This window comes from Pseudomonas azadiae (assembly GCF_019145355.1).
Taxonomy (GTDB): Bacteria; Pseudomonadota; Gammaproteobacteria; order Pseudomonadales; family Pseudomonadaceae; genus Aquipseudomonas; species Aquipseudomonas azadiae.
Window position 1 is genome coordinate 848,553 of the sequence record NZ_JAHSTY010000001.1, and the last position, 17,041, is coordinate 865,593.

At 58.9% G+C, this 17,041-nt stretch carries 15 protein-coding genes and 1 pseudogene; 7 read left to right on the top strand and 9 right to left on the bottom strand.

The features are described 5' to 3' along the window. Window positions 1–48 precede the first annotated feature (48 nt). The 3 genes from msrA to KVG91_RS03780 form a co-directional block, all read right to left on the bottom strand. A complete protein-coding gene (msrA, locus tag KVG91_RS03770; protein ID WP_169378055.1) occupies window positions 49–555 on the bottom strand; it encodes a peptide-methionine (S)-S-oxide reductase MsrA in 507 nt (168 codons plus the stop codon). A gap of 109 nt (window positions 556–664) precedes the next feature. Further along, window positions 665–2,011, bottom strand: a complete 1,347-nt coding sequence (locus KVG91_RS03775; protein ID WP_169378056.1) for a hypothetical protein — start codon at window positions 2,009–2,011, stop codon at window positions 665–667. Between the two features lie 74 nt (window positions 2,012–2,085). Then, on the bottom strand, window positions 2,086–2,592 hold the full coding sequence (locus tag KVG91_RS03780) for a hypothetical protein (protein ID WP_169378057.1): 507 nt from the start codon (window positions 2,590–2,592) through the stop codon (window positions 2,086–2,088). A 245-nt stretch (window positions 2,593–2,837) separates the two neighbouring features. Here KVG91_RS03780 and KVG91_RS03785 point away from each other — a divergent pair, with 245 nt between their 5' ends. After that, entirely contained in the window at window positions 2,838–3,878 is a 1,041-nt protein-coding gene (locus KVG91_RS03785; protein ID WP_169378058.1) for an alpha/beta hydrolase family protein, read from the top strand. A 91-nt stretch (window positions 3,879–3,969) separates the two neighbouring features. Beyond that, a complete protein-coding gene (locus KVG91_RS03790; protein ID WP_169378059.1) occupies window positions 3,970–4,131 on the top strand; it encodes a DUF2986 domain-containing protein in 162 nt (53 codons plus the stop codon). Between the two features lie 152 nt (window positions 4,132–4,283). On the opposite strand, the gene KVG91_RS03795 is transcribed toward KVG91_RS03790, so the two are convergent. Further along, entirely contained in the window at window positions 4,284–5,498 is a 1,215-nt protein-coding gene (locus KVG91_RS03795) for a YeeE/YedE family protein (protein WP_169378060.1), read from the bottom strand. 697 nt (window positions 5,499–6,195) lie between these two features. After that, window positions 6,196–6,993 carry a DNA/RNA non-specific endonuclease gene (locus tag KVG91_RS03800; protein WP_169377222.1) on the bottom strand — a complete coding sequence of 266 codons (798 nt, stop codon included), beginning with the start codon at window positions 6,991–6,993 and terminating at the stop codon, window positions 6,196–6,198. A 158-nt stretch (window positions 6,994–7,151) separates the two neighbouring features. On the opposite strand from KVG91_RS03800, the gene KVG91_RS03805 reads away from it, so the two are divergent. Continuing rightward, the gene (locus tag KVG91_RS03805) at window positions 7,152–8,231 is read left to right on the top strand and encodes an SDR family oxidoreductase (RefSeq protein ID WP_169377221.1); all 1,080 of its coding nucleotides are present in this window, start codon (window positions 7,152–7,154) and stop codon (window positions 8,229–8,231) included. A gap of 55 nt (window positions 8,232–8,286) precedes the next feature. On the opposite strand, the gene KVG91_RS03810 is transcribed toward KVG91_RS03805, so the two are convergent. Then, window positions 8,287–9,504 (bottom strand): MFS transporter, encoded by a 1,218-nt coding sequence (locus KVG91_RS03810; protein ID WP_169375005.1) that lies wholly within the window; start codon window positions 9,502–9,504, stop codon window positions 8,287–8,289. A gap of 120 nt (window positions 9,505–9,624) precedes the next feature. On the opposite strand from KVG91_RS03810, the gene KVG91_RS03815 reads away from it, so the two are divergent. The 3 genes from KVG91_RS03815 (at window position 9,625) to KVG91_RS03825 (ending at window position 13,585) form a co-directional block, all read left to right on the top strand. Then, window positions 9,625–10,266 (top strand): TetR/AcrR family transcriptional regulator, encoded by a 642-nt coding sequence (locus tag KVG91_RS03815; RefSeq protein WP_169375006.1) that lies wholly within the window; start codon window positions 9,625–9,627, stop codon window positions 10,264–10,266. A gap of 164 nt (window positions 10,267–10,430) precedes the next feature. Next, window positions 10,431–12,281, top strand: a complete 1,851-nt coding sequence (locus KVG91_RS03820) for an McrB family protein (protein ID WP_225926988.1) — start codon at window positions 10,431–10,433, stop codon at window positions 12,279–12,281. A 5-nt stretch (window positions 12,282–12,286) separates the two neighbouring features. After that, a complete protein-coding gene (locus tag KVG91_RS03825; RefSeq protein WP_169375008.1) occupies window positions 12,287–13,585 on the top strand; it encodes an McrC family protein in 1,299 nt (432 codons plus the stop codon). 141 nt (window positions 13,586–13,726) lie between these two features. On the opposite strand, the gene KVG91_RS03830 is transcribed toward KVG91_RS03825, so the two are convergent. From KVG91_RS03830 to KVG91_RS03840, 3 genes and pseudogenes are all read right to left on the bottom strand, one after another. After that, complete coding sequence (locus KVG91_RS03830; protein ID WP_169375009.1) at window positions 13,727–14,185, bottom strand: Hsp20 family protein; 459 nt, start codon at window positions 14,183–14,185, stop codon at window positions 13,727–13,729. 325 nt (window positions 14,186–14,510) lie between these two features. Continuing rightward, on the bottom strand, window positions 14,511–16,364 hold the full coding sequence (locus tag KVG91_RS03835) for an ABC transporter ATP-binding protein (protein WP_169375010.1): 1,854 nt from the start codon (window positions 16,362–16,364) through the stop codon (window positions 14,511–14,513). A 162-nt stretch (window positions 16,365–16,526) separates the two neighbouring features. Then, window positions 16,527–16,646, bottom strand: a pseudogene (locus KVG91_RS03840) (heat-shock protein); the annotation flags it as partial. Between the two features lie 32 nt (window positions 16,647–16,678). Here KVG91_RS03840 and KVG91_RS03845 point away from each other — a divergent pair. Further along, window positions 16,679–16,981 (top strand): ArsR/SmtB family transcription factor, encoded by a 303-nt coding sequence (locus KVG91_RS03845; protein ID WP_169375011.1) that lies wholly within the window; start codon window positions 16,679–16,681, stop codon window positions 16,979–16,981. Window positions 16,982–17,041: the final 60 nt, after the last annotated feature.

Consider the following 17,041-nt stretch of genomic DNA (forward strand, 5'->3'; position numbering starts at 1 on the left):
CGCGGACAAACCCGAATGCGGCGCCCTTTCCCGAGCGTGCCGCTCTCTTCAAGCCCGCTTGGGCAACGTCCAATTCGGCCGAATAAAGTGGCACGTGTACCCATTCGGGATGCGCTCCAGGTAATCCTGATGCTCCGGCTCCGCCTCCCAGAACGGCCCCGCCGGCTCGATCTCGGTCACCACCGGCCCCGGCCACAAGGCCGAGGCATCAACGTCGGCAACCGTATCGTTGGCGATGTCCCGTTGCTGTTCGCTCAGGTAATAGATCGCCGAACGGTAACTGGGCCCAAGGTCATTGCCTTGTCGATTCGGCGTGCTCGGGTCGTGTATCTGGAAAAAGAACTCGAGAATCTGTCGATAAGTGATCACTGCCGGATCAAACACAATCTCAATGGCCTCAGCGTGGTTGCCGTGGTTGCGGTAGGTGGCGTTCGGCACATCGCCGCCGGTGTAGCCGACGCGCGTGCTCAGCACGCCTGGGTAGCGGCGCAACAGGTCCTGCATGCCCCAGAAGCAGCCGCCGGCGAGGATGGCGGTTTCGGTTTGGTTGGTCATGGTCTGCCCTTGCGTTTAATGGATACAGGGGTAGTTATGGGGCTGTGTTGGCCAATACCAAGCGTGAACGGCGGTCAGCTATCCGATAGGCGACGAAATGTGCCAGGCCTCAGGGCTTGAAGTTTTTCATCAGTTTGAAGAGGTGACCGGGCCAGAGCCATCGTGTCTTGGGCTGCTCACCCGTGTCGGCGAGGGCTTGGAAGAGGCTATTGGTGCGCGCCTCGCCGGCGGGACCGTCCAGGGTTGAACGCTGTTGCGTTTGATCCGTTGGGGGCTCGGCGGGCTTGTACACCTGGCGGGTGGCCTTATCCAGCCTGTAACCCTCGGCCTTGCCGTACTCGGTGAGGCTCCATACACCGTTGACGACCTGCGTGACTGCTTTGGAAGGTGGGAGCCTTATATCCTTGTGCGTGGTGCTGACGACATGATCTTCGACTCTGGCTCTTTTGAAGGTGGTGAACTCACTGCCAAGTGGAGGTTGATCCGCGCCCTCACTGGAGAATTTTTTTACCATCCGCTCCAGGAAAGGTATGCCGCCAATGTTGATGAACGATCCGTGGTCCGGGCTCAGAATGTATCGCAAAAAGCCCTGGTCGATACGGGTGCTATTGATTGCCGAACCGTTGAGTATGCTGGAGGCGGTTGCGGCGTCCTCCGGCTTGAAATCCAAGATCACTCGATACCCGTCCGTGTCGTAGCCATTATTGCCACTGAGTTGACGCCCGTCGCTGTAATAACGGTAGGTGCTGAGTGACATGACCAATCGATCGACGTAAGCCAGATCCGCGCCTTGCGACTGTGCATAGGCGTACATGTCCCCGATCAAGGCGCGATCATCAAGGGTCAGGAATTCGCTGCGTCTTTGAGTGACGTTTTCAAAGGTCGCCGGTGGCAAGGCGACGGGGGGTTCGCGATTGTTGAACAAGCGCGAAACCATGATGTCACGGCCATTGACAGAGACCGACTTCGAACTCGACGCAGTTGGAGACTCCATCGAGTGCATCGTTTCCCAAGCTGTGCGTCGCTCGTTAACAGTAAAGGCGCCACTGTCATCGCGGGCGATCAGGTTGAGTTGATCGCGCCCAAGCCCGTTGAAGGGGTTTGTATCGTGGCCGTTCAGGAAGTCAGTCGCCTGTCGCGCCCGTGCCAACAGTTCCGGGTGGGTGGTATTGGGTATTTCTGCGTCGTGTTGCGTGTTGTTGGCGAAATATTCTTCGCCTGTGATCGGGTCGAGCGGATCGGTGCTTTTCTGCTCCACACTGGCTGCAGCCCGCGTTGCCGCGTCACTCAATTGAAGTGCCAGGATTGAAACCGTAGTGGAAGTGCCACGATTTGAAGAAATGGATGCGGCATTTTTGCTGTCCTCCGGCGACACCGGGCGCCGGGCAACAACGCTGGCGGCATCGTTTGCCGGGCGGGTGTTAGACGAGGACGTAGATGAACTGACGTTAATCATGGGTATTCACCTTACCTATGAACATTCATTAAAACGCGCATCACCGAAAACGAGCGTGAGCGTTCGACACCTCATCAGTACCTATATTTAAAACTTACCGAGTCCACACCAGCGGGACGAGCGTAAGGTCGCGCGCCACCTAGGACTTTATGATTAATTACAACCTTTGAACCATGACCGAAGGCTTGATCATTAAAAAGCATCAATGTCCCGGAAGCATTTGGATAGATTTTTTCACAGCTGTTTTGAGAACTGAACGGCAGAAAATAACACAACTCGACGTCTTCATTGATCGTGCCAAGATAGTAAGTTGTACGCCAACTAATCTCCAACAGCTGCTTGGGCCCCACGAGTGTTCCCGCAGGAATGTCGGGGTACAAAATATCGAAGATCGCGAACCCTACACCGGGATCAATATTAGAATTAGACAATATAAGTACCGGACTGGGCGCCTTCATTTTACTAATCGTGTACTCCGCAGCAGATGCATCAACCTGTGTAAGAATCATAAAAACTGCAAACAAGGCTATCGGGAACTGACATGCGCCTTTGCTGTTTTGAAGCGCCATCAAGCTTTTCATAATCATCACCATAGAGTCATGTATTAACACTTAAGGTTCAAATCAAGCCAGCTGTAAGATTCACGCCTCTACCATTGCACGATTAATTAACCGAAGAAAGCCATGCACTTCCTAAAATAACGAAGGACAACTCCGTCAGACTCTAAAGTAGGAATGCGTGAGCTACTTCCTAGTCCCGCCTGCCCTCTACCCAAACGGCCTGTTTGGGTACATGCTGCGCCACCTCATATCAAGGACGATAAACAGTGAAAACCACCCTCGCCGCGCTCCTTTTGCTCTGCTTGACCGCTCCTGCGTCGGCTGAGGAAACCGCCGTTGGTTTTCGAAGCACCACCCTGCCCGACGCGCAAAACAATCGCCCATTACAGATGGTGGTCTGGTACCCCGCCGCTACCGCTGCCACCCCCGAGCTGATCGCCGACAACCCCGTCTTCGTCGGTGCCCCCGGCGTGCCCGACGCACCGCCGGCTGCGGGTGAGTATCCGTTGGTGGTGCTTTCCCATGGGTATGGCGGCAATTGGGGCAACCAGGTGTGGCTGGCCAGCGCCTTGGCGCACCAGGGTTATATCGTCGCGGCGGTCAACCACCCCGGCACCACCAGCAAGGATCGCAGCCCGCAAGCGGCCGCACAGTTGTGGCAACGCCCCAAAGACTTGAGCCGCGCCATCGATGCGGTACTGGCTCAGCCAGAGCACTTTGGCGCGGTGGCGAAGCAGCGAATTGCCGCAGTGGGGCATTCCATCGGCGGCTGGACGGTGATGGAGATCGCCGGTGCGCGTTTTGATCCCGTGCTGTTTGCCCGGGACTGCGCCATCCACCCCAAGTTAGGCGGCTGCATCGGCTATAAGCAGATGAACCCTGCCGGCACCCCAGCCGCGAAGGCCGAACTGGCAAAGGACTTGAGCGATAAACGCGTCACCGCCATCGTGTCTTTGGACCTGGGCCTGTCGCGCGGCTTCACCGACGCCAGCCTGGCCGCGTTGCCGGTGGCGGCGCTGGTGATTGCGGGCGGCGTGCCTACGGAGGATATGTCGCCCGAACTGGAGTCGGCTGACATGGTCAGGCGCATGCCCAAAGCGTCGACGCAGTATGTGGAGATTAGCGATGCGACCCACTTCAGTTTTATGGCGATCTGCAAGCCGGGCGGCATGGCGTTGATTGAAGAGGACTCGCCGGGGGATGGGATGATTTGCCGGGATGGCCAGGGAGGTCGGCCACGGGAGGCGATTCAGCAGCAGGTTGTGGAATTGATCACAGCGTTTCTGGTCCGTACAAAATCCCATTAAAAGAAAACGCTACTCAATAAAAAACGACCCAGGGCCGGCGTCGGATTTTAAGCTGGTATCATCCCGCGCCATTGCCACTCGGGTAGAACACATGAACCGCCAGAAAAAACTCAAGCAACTCTTCAAGGCCAAAGCCAAAAAAGCCAGCGCCAAACTGGCGCCGAAAAGCAAGGATCAGTACATCAGCAAAGCTGACCGGGAAAAGCTCGCTGCGCAAGCGGCAGAAGACTCAGGCCTTCCCCGGGAGAGCTGATCAACGTGCGGCACCGACTTGAGCTTCAGCCAAACGGCGATGGCGGCCGGCAGATGATGAAGACGCCAGCAGTGCCGGCCCCTTCGCAGCCTCGCTGGGGCTCGACAGCTCCCACGGTGGATCTTCAGCGCGAGCGAGAACCCGCGCACTGATCAGCACCCGCTCAGCACCGCCTTCGGCCGCTGCTCACCGGCAAAGAAAAACGGCCGCAACCGCACGCCCACGCTGTTGCCGATGAATGCCGCCACCAGCCACACCCAGCCATGCAGGCTTCCCGAAGCGATGCCGCTGAAGTAGGCGCCGATGTTGCAGCCGTACGCCAGGCGCGAACCGTAACCGAGCAGCAGGCCGCCGATGACCGCGGCGATCAGCGAACGCGCCGGGATGTTCAGGCTGGGGGCGAAGCGGCCAGCCAGGCCGGCCGCCAGCAGCGCGCCGAGGACGATGCCGATGTCCATCACGCTGGTGATGTCTTCCCACACCGGCGCGGCCAAGGCCTTGGCGTTGCCGGGCATCTGCCAGAATGCCCAGGCGCTGACGTCCACCCCCAACCCGCTCGCCACCTTGGCGCCCCACAGCGCGAACGCCGAGGTGATGCCCCACGGGCGCCCTGCCAGCGCCAGGGTGGCGTAGTTGAGCAACGCCAGGCCAATCGCGCCCCACAGCAGTGGCCAGGGTCCACGCAGGAAACGGCGCAGGCCCTGGTGCTCGCTTTTCACACCCTCTTCCAGCTGACCGTGGCGGCGCTTTTCCAGGCGCACCGTGACCATCGCAATGAGCGCGAACATGGCCAGGCTGGCGAGCAAGGCCGGGAATACGCCAAAGCTCTTGACGATGGAAACGGCGGGAAACGCAGGCAGCGCGAACCACCAGTCCACATGGTGCGTGGCGATCAACGAGCCGCAGATAAAGAATAAAAGTGTCACCAGCATGCGCGCGTTACCGCCGCCCACCGTGAACAGCGTGCCCGACGCACAGCCGCCACCCAACTGCATGCCGATGCCAAAGATGAACGCGCCGAACACCACCGACACCCCGGCCGGCGCCACCAGCCCGGCCACCGGTTGGCCGAACAAAGTCCCCGCGCCCAGCGCGGGGAAGAACAGCAGCACCGCCAGCGCAAGCATCACCATCTGCGCGCGCAAGCCGGCGCCACGGCGCTCATTGATAAAGACGCGCCAGGCAGAAGTGAAGCCGAAGGCGGCGTGGTAGAGGGTCAGGCCCAGTGCGGCGCCGACCACCAGCAAAAGCACCTGGCGCGAGCCAACGCTGTTTTGCAGGAACAGGGCGCCCAGTACCAGAATGATGAAGGCCACCAGCGGCGCGACGGGTTTGCGCGCGTGGATGAGAGGGACAGAGGTGCTCATGGGGTATCTCGGTCTGTTTGAGAGGTGATTTCGCGGGGGGTAAGTATAACCCTTTGAAGCAATATCCACTTGTGGGAGCTGTCGAGCTTTAGCGAGGCTGCGAAAGCGGTGGGTCAGACGAGGAAAATGTTGGCCATGCCGGCGCCTTCGCAGCCTCGCCGGGGCTCGACAGCTCCCACATTTGATCTTCGTCGCGCCTGAGATTGCGCCAGCCGCGACAACGCAAATCCAACCAACAAAAGCCGACCCCCTGTGGGAGCTGTCGAGCTTCAGCGAGGCTGCGAAAGCGGTGGGTCAGATGAGAAAAATGTCGACAATGCCGCCGCCTTCGCAGCCTCGCCGGGGCTCGACAGCTCCCACATTTGATCTTCGTCGCGCCTGAGATTGCGCCAGCCGCGACAACGCAAATCCAACCAACAAAAGCCGCCCCACTGTGGGAGCTGTCGAGCTTTAGCGAGGCTGCGATAGCGGTGGGTCAGGCGAGGAAAATGTCGACCATGCCGCCGCCTTCGCAGCCTCGCCGGGGCTCGACAGCTCCCACATTTGGTCTTCGTCGCGCCTGAGATTGCGCCGGACGCTACAACGCAAATCCAACCAACAAAAGCCGCCCCTGTGGGAGCTGTCGAGCTTTAGCGAGGCTGCGAAAGCGGTGGGTCAGGCGAGGAAAATGTTGGCCGTGCACCGCACCGCTGGCGAGTTACGTCCGCCCCACCGAGCCCCGAACCGGAAGGTTGCCCAGCAATTTCAGCCCCGTGCTTTTGACAAAAGCCTCGTAGTCCATCGGTCGCTGGATGCGTGTCTCTGCATTAGGCAACACATACGCCCACGCCCGCTGGGACGAGGCGTCGTACACCAGCTTGAACAGCCGCGTCGGCACCCAGACCTTGTTGTCGCCAATGGTGCCATGGCCCGCATCGAACAGCGGCCCGGTAAAGACATACACGTCGCCGCCGGCGCGCGTGGCGAACTTGCGTACGTCGGCCTCGACCTTGCTCCAGATCTTGCGGTTGTTGGTGGGGTCTTGCGGCACCATGTTCGACAGCGCGAAGGACTGCGCCATGGCTAAGGCACTCGGCGCGTCGGCGGCCGGGGATTGGTGCCCACGGTCCATCGCCGGGTGTTGGTCGCGGTAGTCGCTCAGTTGCGCACGCCCGGCCACGGGAATGCGCGGGTCGGCGTAGAAATGATTGGTGCGCTCCTCGCCCTTGGCGTCGCGCAGTTGGCGCGCGTTGAGGCGCTCGACCACCAGCAACGGCGTTTTGCTGGTCTGCGAATACAACACCGCAAAGCTGTTGGAGCACAGCGCCAGGGGTTTCATCGACGCAGGAACGGTGGCCGTCTTGATCGGCGTGGCAGCAGGGAACAACTCGGCGCAGCTGTCGAACGAGAGCTGTCGTTGCGCAGCGGAATACAGGTCGATCGGGCCACGCGCCTGTGCTGCGGTGGAGAACAGAACCAGGGCCGACAGGCCAACTGCAAAAGTGCGTAGGAGCATGCTTAGATCTTTTTACCTGAGGATGAACAGACGGCCAGGGACGACCGTGCGGGGCCTATGGACCCTCATAAACAGGTTTAGTGCGCGCAGCCCTACAGATCAGGTTGAACCTCTCCTACACACAAAGGCTCACAAACCTACATTCTCGGGAGAATCCTATGACCCAGACCGCATTAGTCGTGGGCGCCAGCGGCATCGTTGGCAGCGCCATTACCCAATTACTGCTTGAGCAAAACTGGCAAGTCGCCGCCTTGTCCCGCCGTCCCTCGCCGGTACCGGGGGTGATCCCGGTCGCCGCCGACCTGCAAGACCCGGCCTCGCTGCAACAGGCCCTGGCCGAGCTCAAACCTACCCGTATATTCATCACCACCTGGTCGCGCCAGGCCACGGAAGCCGAGAACATCCGCGTCAACGCCGCCATGGTGCGCAACGTGCTGGATGCCGTGCGCCCCGCCGGGACGGTGCAGCATGTGGCGCTGGTCACCGGCCTGAAGCACTACCTCGGCCCGTTCGAAAACTATGGCAAGGGCAGCCTGCCGCAAACCCCGTTTCGCGAGGAGCAAGGCCGTCTCGACGTGGAAAATTTCTACTACGCCCAGGAGGACGAAGTCTTCGCCGCCGCTGAAAAGGACGGCTTCACCTGGAGCGTGCATCGCCCGCATACCGTCACTGGCGTGGCGGTAGGCAACGCGATGAACATGGCGACCACCCTGGCCGTCTACGCCAGCATCTGCAAACACACCGGGCGCCCCTTCGTATTCCCCGGCTCGCGCGTGCAGTGGGACAGCCTCACCGACATGACCGATGCGCGGCAACTGGCCAAACAGCAGCTGTGGGCCGCCACCACACAGGCGGCGGCGAACCAGGCGTTCAACATCACCAACGGCGATGTGTTTCGCTGGAAATGGATGTGGGGCCGGATCGCGGACTACTTCGGCCTCACCCCGGCCGACTTTCCCGCAACGCCCGCGCCGTTGGAGCAGCAGATGGCCGATGACCAGGACAGCTGGCGCCAGATCACGGCGGCGCACGGGCTGAAGGAAACCGATATCAGCCGGCTGATCTCGCCCTGGCACACCGACGCAGACCTCGGGCGGCCAATCGAAGTGGTCACGGACATGTCCAAAAGCCGCATGATGGGGTTCACCGCCTACCAGGCCAGCGATCAGGCGTTTTTCGATGTGTTCGACACATTGCGTGCAGCGCGGTTGATCCCAGATGACCTCAACCCGGCCTGACTGACTGCAGCGGCGGGCAGATCCTCTGCGCCCGTCCGCTCAGGCCCTGCTCGCCTCAATGCCCCACCACCGCCGGCCCATGGGCAGACCGTCGCCCCGGTTTGAAGCCATGGGCATGCGCCGCCGCTGTGATCATCAGCGCCACCGCCAGCAACACCAGCATCGCCCACGGAAACACCGCTACGCCCCAGCGGTCGAGCAGCACCCCACCGACCACGCCGCTGCCGGCAATCGCGCTGTTCCACGCCACCACGTTCAGCGACAACGCCACATCTGCGCCGTCGCCCGCCGCATCGGCCAGCGCGGTTTGCAGCAAGGTGGCGGCGCCGCCGAAACTCAGGCCCCATACGGCCACGCCGAGGTAGATCACCGAAGGCGCACTGCCCATCAAGCCGAACACCGCGCAGACCAGCGCAAACATCATCAAGCTCACCAGCACGGTCTTGCGCAGCAACGCCTCGACCCGCTTGGCCGTCAACCAGATCCCCACCAGCGCAGCCACCCCGAAGACCAGCAGCACCAGGTCGACCCGATCGGCAAGGCCCGCCGGCGCCACGAATGGGGCGATGTAGGTGTACAAAATGTTGTGCGCCAGCATCCAACTGACCACCACCGCCAGCACCGGCCGTACCCCCGGCGTGGTCAGTACCTTACGCAACGACACACGTTGATGGGCGGGCTGCGGCGCGTAGTCCGGGACTTTCACCAGCACCCACGCAATCAGCGCCAGGCTTATCACCGACATCAGGCCAAACGTGGTGCGCCACCCCACCAGCCCGCCCAGCCAGGTCCCCAGCGGTACACCCAGCGATAACGCAATCGGCGTGCCGACCATCGCCAACGCCAACGCCCTGCCCTGTTGCTGCGGCGCGACCATGCGCCGGGCATAACCGGCCAGCAGGCTCCAGGCCAACCCTGCCGCCACGCCGGCAAAGAAGCGCGCCACCAGGATCACGCCATAGTGGGAGGACAGCGCCGTGATCGAGTTGAACAGCAGGAAGCCAACGATGGTCAGCAGCAGCACATTGCGCCGGCGCCAGCCCCGGGTGGCGATGGTCATGGGGATCACCGCCAGCACCGAGCCCAACGCATAAGCGGTGACCATCTGCCCTGCCATCGACGGGGAGATCGCTAAGCCGTCGCTGATCAACGGCAAGAGACCGGCCGGCAGGGTTTCGGTGACGATGCAAATAAAACCGGTCATGGCCAGGGCGAGCAAGGCACCGATGGGCAGGCGGTCGGATGACGCCGATAAGGTCAGTGAGGGTGTCACGGGCAACTCCTTGAGCGAACTTAAATACTGATCGATACAGATGTTGCGACTAGCTGACGCACATTGTCAACGACTTATGTATCGACTAGTATTTATCTCGCTATCCACCGGAGACCTGACATGGCACAAATGGGCCGCCCCCGCACTTTCGACCGCGAACAGGCCGTGGAACAGGCCATGCACCTGTTCTGGCAGCACGGCTACGATGCCACTTCCCTCGCTCAGCTCAAGGCGGGCCTGGGTGGCGGTATCTCCGCGCCGAGTTTCTACGCGGCGTTCGGCTCCAAAGAGGCGCTGTTCGACGAATGCGTGCAGCGCTATCTGACGACCTACGCCCAGGTCACCGAATGCTTGTGGGATGAAAGCCTGCAACCGCGTCAGGCGGTTGAAACAGCGTTGCGCCAGTCTGTACGCATGCAATGCGCAGACGGACATCCAAAAGGCTGCATGGTGGCGCTGGGGGTAATGAGTGCGCCGAGCCCGGAGAATGCACGGGTAGCGGATGGGTTGACGCAGTCGCGGCTACGCACGCGGGCCGGGATTGTGGCGTGCGTAGCGCGCGCGGTGCGTATGGGGCAATTGCCGGACACGATCAACCCGGCAGCAATGGCGGCGGTGTTCGATAGTTTCCTGCAGGGTGTTTCGATCCTGGCGCGGGACAATGTGCCCCACGCGACCCTCGACGCGGCGATCAGCCAACTCTTGCTGACCTGGGACGTTGCCGCCTCTACCGCACCGCCCATTCGTCCAGATACAGCATAAAGTTAGTCAGTTCGTTAAACGCATCGCTGATAGCGCCTTACAGACTTGTGAATCTCATCATCTGAGCACGACTAAGGTCTATCAATTTGTGCAGGTGCTGCCGGAAGGCAATTTGCTACCCTCTACCGAGACTCTTATTCATTCATCGGAAGCCCAACGTGGAAATGGACGAGCAGAACAAGGACTACCCAACTCTGGCCCCCCCGAACACCAGAATATGGAAGCTTTCCCACGGTACAAAGACGTTCACCGCGAAGCAGCGTGAAAGCTTTGCAAATGGCCGCCTAGCGATGATCCATCAGGACACTCAGGCCAGTCAAAGTGATGCCTTCCGGGAAAAGGCAGACAACGCATTGTTCTATCTTTGCCATGGCAACGCCGTACAAGGACTAGCACGCTTTTGTGGCCCTGCCGTTTTAGATGAGGACGGTTGGCTGCAACGCCCTTATCAACTGCTCAAGCACGCGATTCGTTCAACAGCATACGTCGACAGCAAGAAAAAGTGGACGCCGCAGGGCAACTCAACTTTTTTCTCTGTTCCCGAGGACGAACTGCCGGAATTTGAGCAGACATTGCTCAAACCCTACTTTGATCTAAGTCTGGATGACCTGATGAACATGAAGCCTCTCGCCGGATCAACTTCGCCTACCCCTAGCAACCAATTTCGGCAGGCTGAGCCCGGGCCATTGAACCGTATTCTCTTCGGCCCTCCGGGAACAGGAAAAACCTACCGCTCAGTCGCGCAGGCTGTAGCCATCGTAGAGGCTGTAGAGATCGCCGACGTGCTCAGTCCAGTGGCCTACGCGGACACCAAAAAACGTTTTGACGCTTACCGTGAGGCAGGCCAGATTGAGTTCGTAACCTTTCACCCTTCCTACTCCTATCAGGACTTTGTGGAAGGCATCCGCCCTGCCACCACGGCAGGCCAATTGTCCTACGACGTTGAACCCGGTGTGCTCAAACGTATTGCAGACGCCGCTGCCGAAAACTGGAAAGCAAGTCGTCAACCCGCCGGGAGGGCGCCAAGCGATACCGATCGATTCGATGCCGCGTTCAAGCAAGTCGTGGAAGAAGTGCAAGACGAAGGCTTCATAAATGCCCGCCTGTTTCGCGGCGCTAACGTGGAGGTGCGTGTAGCAGTGCGCGGCCAGAGCCTGTTGATGCGTCAGGACGGGTTTCCCACGCAATTCCAGATCGCGCGTTCTCAACTGCTCAGGCTTTGGCCGCAGCGCGCGTCGATCCACAAACCTCGCGACATCGATCATCACACCCAATCGTTTTACTACGCAGCACTCAAGCTGCTTGAGGACGTGGATAACCGGTTAGGAACCCCCATCACCCAGACCCAGGTGCCGCTCAAGCGTTACGTGCTGGTCATTGACGAAATAAACCGTGGCAACATCGCAAAAATCTTCGGCGAGCTGATCACACTTATAGAAGATGACAAGCGTCTGGGCATGCCAAACGCCTTGACCGTGCGCCTGCCTTACAGCCCGGAAGAACAACCATTCGGCCTGCCGCCCAACCTGTACCTTCTGGGCACCATGAATACTGCCGACCGCTCGATCGCTCTGCTGGACACGGCATTGCGCCGTCGTTTTGATTTCAACGAATTGATGCCAGATGCCTCGATATTGCCACAGCAATTGATAGACACCGTCAATCTGCAAACTCTGCTCAATACGATGAACCGGCGGATAATCTTCCTGCTAGGACGGAACAGTACATTGGGGCATGCGTATTTGACTGACATTCGGGACTTTGCCGGTTTGGAACATAGATTTTTCAACCGGATCATTCCTTTATTGCAAGAATACTTCTTCGACGATTGGGCCAAGATCCGCATGATCTTCAAGGATGGAGAGTCCAAGCCCAAAAAGCTGCACATCGTGCGTGAACTTGAAAACGATGCTCAGGAACTTTTTGGCCAGGATTTCGACCTGCACTCCACACGTGCATGTTACGACATCGCAGCCCGCCTCACGCCTGAAATGATTCGAGCAGTTTACGAATGACTTCCGTGAGCTTCCGTGAATATCAGCCTATTCCACTGTGTTCAAAGCTTGACAGCCCCACGGATCAGAAATTGACCTACGTGGAGCTGGACAGGTTGGAAGCGCTCGGCAAGCAATTAAACATTCGCATAATCGAGCACGTCTCCCGAACCCTTGTGCGCCCGCGCCAGTTTGTGGGAAGTGTCCAAGTGAGTGATCGACTCCTAGAGTTCCTTCCTAAAATAGAGCCCGTTGGCGAGCACGATTTGCCAGTTGTTCGGCAGAACCTTCTAAAGATGTTACTAGTCACCCACGACCTCGATTTGAGCCACACAAACCTCGCGGCACTGACGCAAACTTCTGGAAGCTGGCTGGACCTGTTGATGCGGTTTTTCTGTCATACCCTGGCCACACAACTACGTCACGGCTTGGTAAAACGTTACCGGGTCGAAGAGGATGACCTTCCTGTAGTTCGCGGACGGCTGATGCTTGAACAGCAGATCTCCCGCAACTTCATTCACAAGGAGCGCATGGCCTGCGAGTTTGACGAACTCGATGAAAATCATGCGCTTAACTGGGCCTTCAAATGGGTGATCATGCGTATGCTGACGCTTGCGCATTCGGAACGCACCCGTCAGGCAGCACAGGAAATAATGCCGCTGTTCTCAAACGTCAGCGATGTCTCGCTTAATCGCCTCGATATTGGAAAAATTGCCCTAGACCGAAGCTCAGAACGCTTTCGCATGTGCTGGGAATTAGCGAAATTGTTTATTGCAGGCAATACCTCAGATGTTTATAGCGGCGGACAACAGTCATTCGCGCTGTTGTTCGACATGAACGACTTGTTCGAAGGATACATCGGCAAGAGCCTGCAACAGATACTCCGCAAGCATCCAAATCGGGTACAGCTTCAACACTCCGCTCGCTTCCTGGTGAAAGACAAAAATACCCAACACCGATTATTCAAATTACGTCCCGATATCGTAATCATGGACGGAGAAGCGATTTCTTGTATTGTGGACACCAAGTGGAAACGGCTGAAACCCAATCAGCGCAAAGCAGGGGTTTTACAGTCTGATATTTACCAGATGTATGCCTACGCGGGGCGACACGAATGTGCGTCCATCCTTCTGCTTTATCCCTGGGATCCCAGCACCGGCAACCTCGAAGGTGAACGCAAACACTTCATGGTGGAAGATACAATGGTCCGCATCAGGATCGCAGAAATCTCTTTGTTCGATTTGAAAAATGTACCAACGCAATTGCTCGCATTGCTCAAGGACGATCTGCTGAAACAGCCCTTCACCGGTGCTCAAACTGATTAACAAATCGCAGCGGTTCAGCGTGACCATATAGTCAGCGCTGACCTGTGAGGTTCGTACCGACGTTGGAGAAGTTGGGGATCCCCCTATCGGGATTAACGACAAACCGGAGGCGCCGCGATGGGCGCCTCCGGTTTGTTCAACTCACTGCTCGCTGATGGATTTCACATCAGCCTTGGCAGCACCACCAATCGCAATGCGCTTGGGCTTGGCTTCCTCCGGTACGATCCTGATCAGATCGATACTGAGCAAACCATTGGCAAGCTGTGCGCCCTGCACTTCGATATGGTCCACCAAGCGGAACGACAGCCGGAACGCGCGCTGGGCGATACCTTGATGCAGGTAGGTGATGCTCTCATCGTGTTCGCGCTTGCCGCCGGAGACGGTCAACACGCCTTTCTCCACCTGGATCTCCAGGTCATCCTCAACCAGGCCTGCGGCCGCAATGACGATTCGGTAATGGTCATCGCCGTGTTTTTCCACGTTGTGAGGTGGATAGGTGGTACCGGCCTCGCTGCGAAGCGCCGATTCGAAAAGGTCGTTGAACCGGTCAAACCCAACGGAATGACGGAACAGTGGAGCCAAGGAAAGCGTAGTAGCCATTGCAAAATCTCCTGAGTTTTCTCCAAGTGATTTGATACGCGACCCGTCTTCGGCATCGCGTAAAACCTATGTAGGTTCAGGGGAAAAATTTTCAAGCGTGGCTCACAAAAAAATTTTCAATGCCGTGCCCTGCCTTCCCTCAATGCCCGTCAGTCAAGCGCAAATCCCCTGTGGGAGCGGGCTTGCCCGCGATTGCGGTGGGCCAGTCAACATCAATGTTTGCTGGACTGACGTATCGCGGGCAAGCCCGCTCCCACATTTGGACCGTCGTTGCTTTGAGTATTGCGTTCGCTTAACTGATCGGCAGCGGCCCCCCCACTCATGCCTATTCCACGGTTTGCGCCACGCCCTGATCCTCCCCCAGGAACCCGCCGCTCTGGTGATGCCACAGCCGGGCATAGGTGCCGTTCTTCTCCAGCAGTTCGGCGTGGGTGCCTTGTTCGATGATGCGCCCGTTATCCATGACGATCAGCCTGTCCATGGCCGCGATGGTCGACAGCCGATGGGCGATGGCAATCACGGTCTTGCCCTGCATCATTTCATCCAGGCTTTCCTGGATGGCCACTTCGACTTCCGAGTCCAGCGCGCTGGTCGCCTCATCCAGCAGCAGGATAGGCGCGTTCTTCAGCATGACCCGGGCAATCGCCACGCGTTGGCGCTGGCCGCCCGACAGCTTGATGCCACGCTCGCCGACCAGGGTGTCGTAGCCGTTGTGGCCTTGCTTGTCGCTCAACTGGCTGATGAACCCATCGGCCTGGGCGCTGGCCGCCGCGCTGCGGATTTGCTCGTCGGTCGCATCGGGACGGCCATAGGCGATGTTCTCGCGAATCGAGCGGTGCAGCAGGGACGTGTCCTGGGTGACCATGCCGATGGCGCTGCGCAGGCTGTCCTGCGTGACGTGGGCGATGTTTTGCCCGTCGATCAGAATCGCGCCCTTGTCCACGTCGTAGAACCGCAGCAGCAGGTTGATGAGCGTCGATTTGCCGGCACCGGAGCGCCCCACCAGGCCGATTTTTTCCCCCGCGCGAATGCTCAGGCTCAGGCCATCGAGCACCTGGCGCTCGCCGTTGTAATTGAAGCTCACGTCGTCGAACGTCACCGCGCCGCCGGTGGTCACCAGCGCGGTCGCCTGCGGCGCATCCTGCACCTTGGGCCCGCGGGACAAGGTTTGCATGCCGTCCTGCACGGTGCCGATGTTCTCGAACAGCCCGGTCATCTGCCACATGATCCAGTGCGACATGCCATTGATGCGCAACGCCATGGCCGTAATCGCCGCCACGGCGCCGGTACCGACTTCGCCCTGGTGCCACAACCACAGCGCATACCCGCCAGCGCCCATGATCAGCGCGACCACCAATACCTGATTGACGATTTCGAACTGGCTGACCAGGCGCATCTGGCGAAAGCCGGTTTGCTTGAAATCCTCCATCGCCGCCCGCGCAAAATGGGCCTCGCGCTTTGAATGGGAGAACAGCTTCACCGTAGTGATATTGGTATAGGCATCCGAGATACGCCCGGTCATGGACGACCGCGCATTGGCCTGCTCCTGCCCGACTTTGCCCAGGCGCGGCACGAAATAGCGCATGGCCAGCCCGAACAACGCCAGCCACGCAATGAAAGGCAGCATCAGCCTTGGATCGAAACCGGCGGCCAGCGTGATGATCGCGATGAAATACACGCCGATCCCCGGCGCGATCTCGATCAGGGTGAACAACACCTCGCGCACCGACAGCGCCGTCTGCATCACCTTGGTCGTGACCCGCCCGGAGAACTCGTCGGAGAAAAACGAAAGACTCTGGCGCAGCATCAGCCGATGGAAATCCCAGCGCAGGCGCAACGGCAAATTAATCGCCAACACCTGGTGCTGCACCATCGTGCGCAACGCCACCAGCCCGATGCTGATCATCAACACAATGCCGATGCCCCACAGCACACGGCTTTCCTGCCCCGCCGCTTCGCCGCCGGCCTGCCAGGTCGACAACAGGTCCACGACCTGCCCGAGAAACGAAAACAGCCAGGCTTCGTAAACCGACACAGCGGCACTGAGCAGCGCAAGCAAGAGGATATAACCCCGCGCACCACGCGTGCAGGCCCACAGAAACCGCGCCAGGCCGTCGGGGGGTGGCGGTGTTTCATCAGGCGGGAAAGGGTCGAGCCGTTGTTCAAATTTGCCAAGCATGGAGCTCTCCAAAACGATCCTGTGGGGAGATTCTGGCATTTAAAGGGGGTGTTGAGGGATCGAAGTTGGCATTGGCGCCGACGCTTGCGAGGTTCGGAATGCGCCGGTTCGCAATCCATCAAAAGCTGGAGGCGCCGCAATGGGCGCCTCCAGTTGTACAACTTACTGCTCGCTGATGGATTCCACATCAGCCTTGGCAGCACCACCAATCGCAATACGCTTGGGTTTGGCTTCCTCCGGCACGATCCTGAGCAGATCGATGCTCAGCAAACCATTGGCATTGACATATCGGTAAATCTCGATATCCTCACGCCATGGACCTACTCGAAATATTCAAAGCCCTCTCAAACCGTACTCGACTTGAAATCCTGAAAGGTTTGAAGGATCCCGAAAAAAACTTCCCCCCACAGGATGAAGGGGACGTTCATACCGTGGGCGTTTGCGTGAGCAGTATTCAGGAGGGCGTTGGGCTGTCGCAGTCAACCGTGTCAGATTATCTGGCGACGCTGCATCGGGCCGGCCTGATCGAAACCCGGCGCATCGGGCAGTGGACCTACTACAAACGAAACGAAGCAACCATCAATGCGCTTGCCGAGATCATCGGTAAGGATCTGTAATTTTTTATCCCATGATATCGAGAATTCCCGATATCCCTTTTTATCGAAACGAGGTATGAC

Coding starts and splice junctions, on each gene's coding strand:
- KVG91_RS03835 (WP_169375010.1), bottom strand. CDS start 16,364: ATGCTTGGCAAATTTGAACAACGGCTCGACCCTTTCCCGCCTGATGAA.
- KVG91_RS03815 (WP_169375006.1), top strand. CDS start 9,625: ATGGCACAAATGGGCCGCCCCCGCACTTTCGACCGCGAACAGGCCGTG.
- KVG91_RS03845 (WP_169375011.1), top strand. CDS start 16,679: ATGGACCTACTCGAAATATTCAAAGCCCTCTCAAACCGTACTCGACTT.
- KVG91_RS03795 (WP_169378060.1), bottom strand. CDS start 5,498: ATGAGCACCTCTGTCCCTCTCATCCACGCGCGCAAACCCGTCGCGCCG.
- KVG91_RS03805 (WP_169377221.1), top strand. CDS start 7,152: ATGACCCAGACCGCATTAGTCGTGGGCGCCAGCGGCATCGTTGGCAGC.
- KVG91_RS03820 (WP_225926988.1), top strand. CDS start 10,431: ATGGACGAGCAGAACAAGGACTACCCAACTCTGGCCCCCCCGAACACC.
- KVG91_RS03780 (WP_169378057.1), bottom strand. CDS start 2,592: ATGAAAAGCTTGATGGCGCTTCAAAACAGCAAAGGCGCATGTCAGTTC.
- KVG91_RS03830 (WP_169375009.1), bottom strand. CDS start 14,185: ATGGCTACTACGCTTTCCTTGGCTCCACTGTTCCGTCATTCCGTTGGG.
- KVG91_RS03790 (WP_169378059.1), top strand. CDS start 3,970: ATGAACCGCCAGAAAAAACTCAAGCAACTCTTCAAGGCCAAAGCCAAA.
- msrA (WP_169378055.1), bottom strand. CDS start 555: ATGACCAACCAAACCGAAACCGCCATCCTCGCCGGCGGCTGCTTCTGG.
- KVG91_RS03775 (WP_169378056.1), bottom strand. CDS start 2,011: ATGATTAACGTCAGTTCATCTACGTCCTCGTCTAACACCCGCCCGGCA.
- KVG91_RS03800 (WP_169377222.1), bottom strand. CDS start 6,993: ATGCTCCTACGCACTTTTGCAGTTGGCCTGTCGGCCCTGGTTCTGTTC.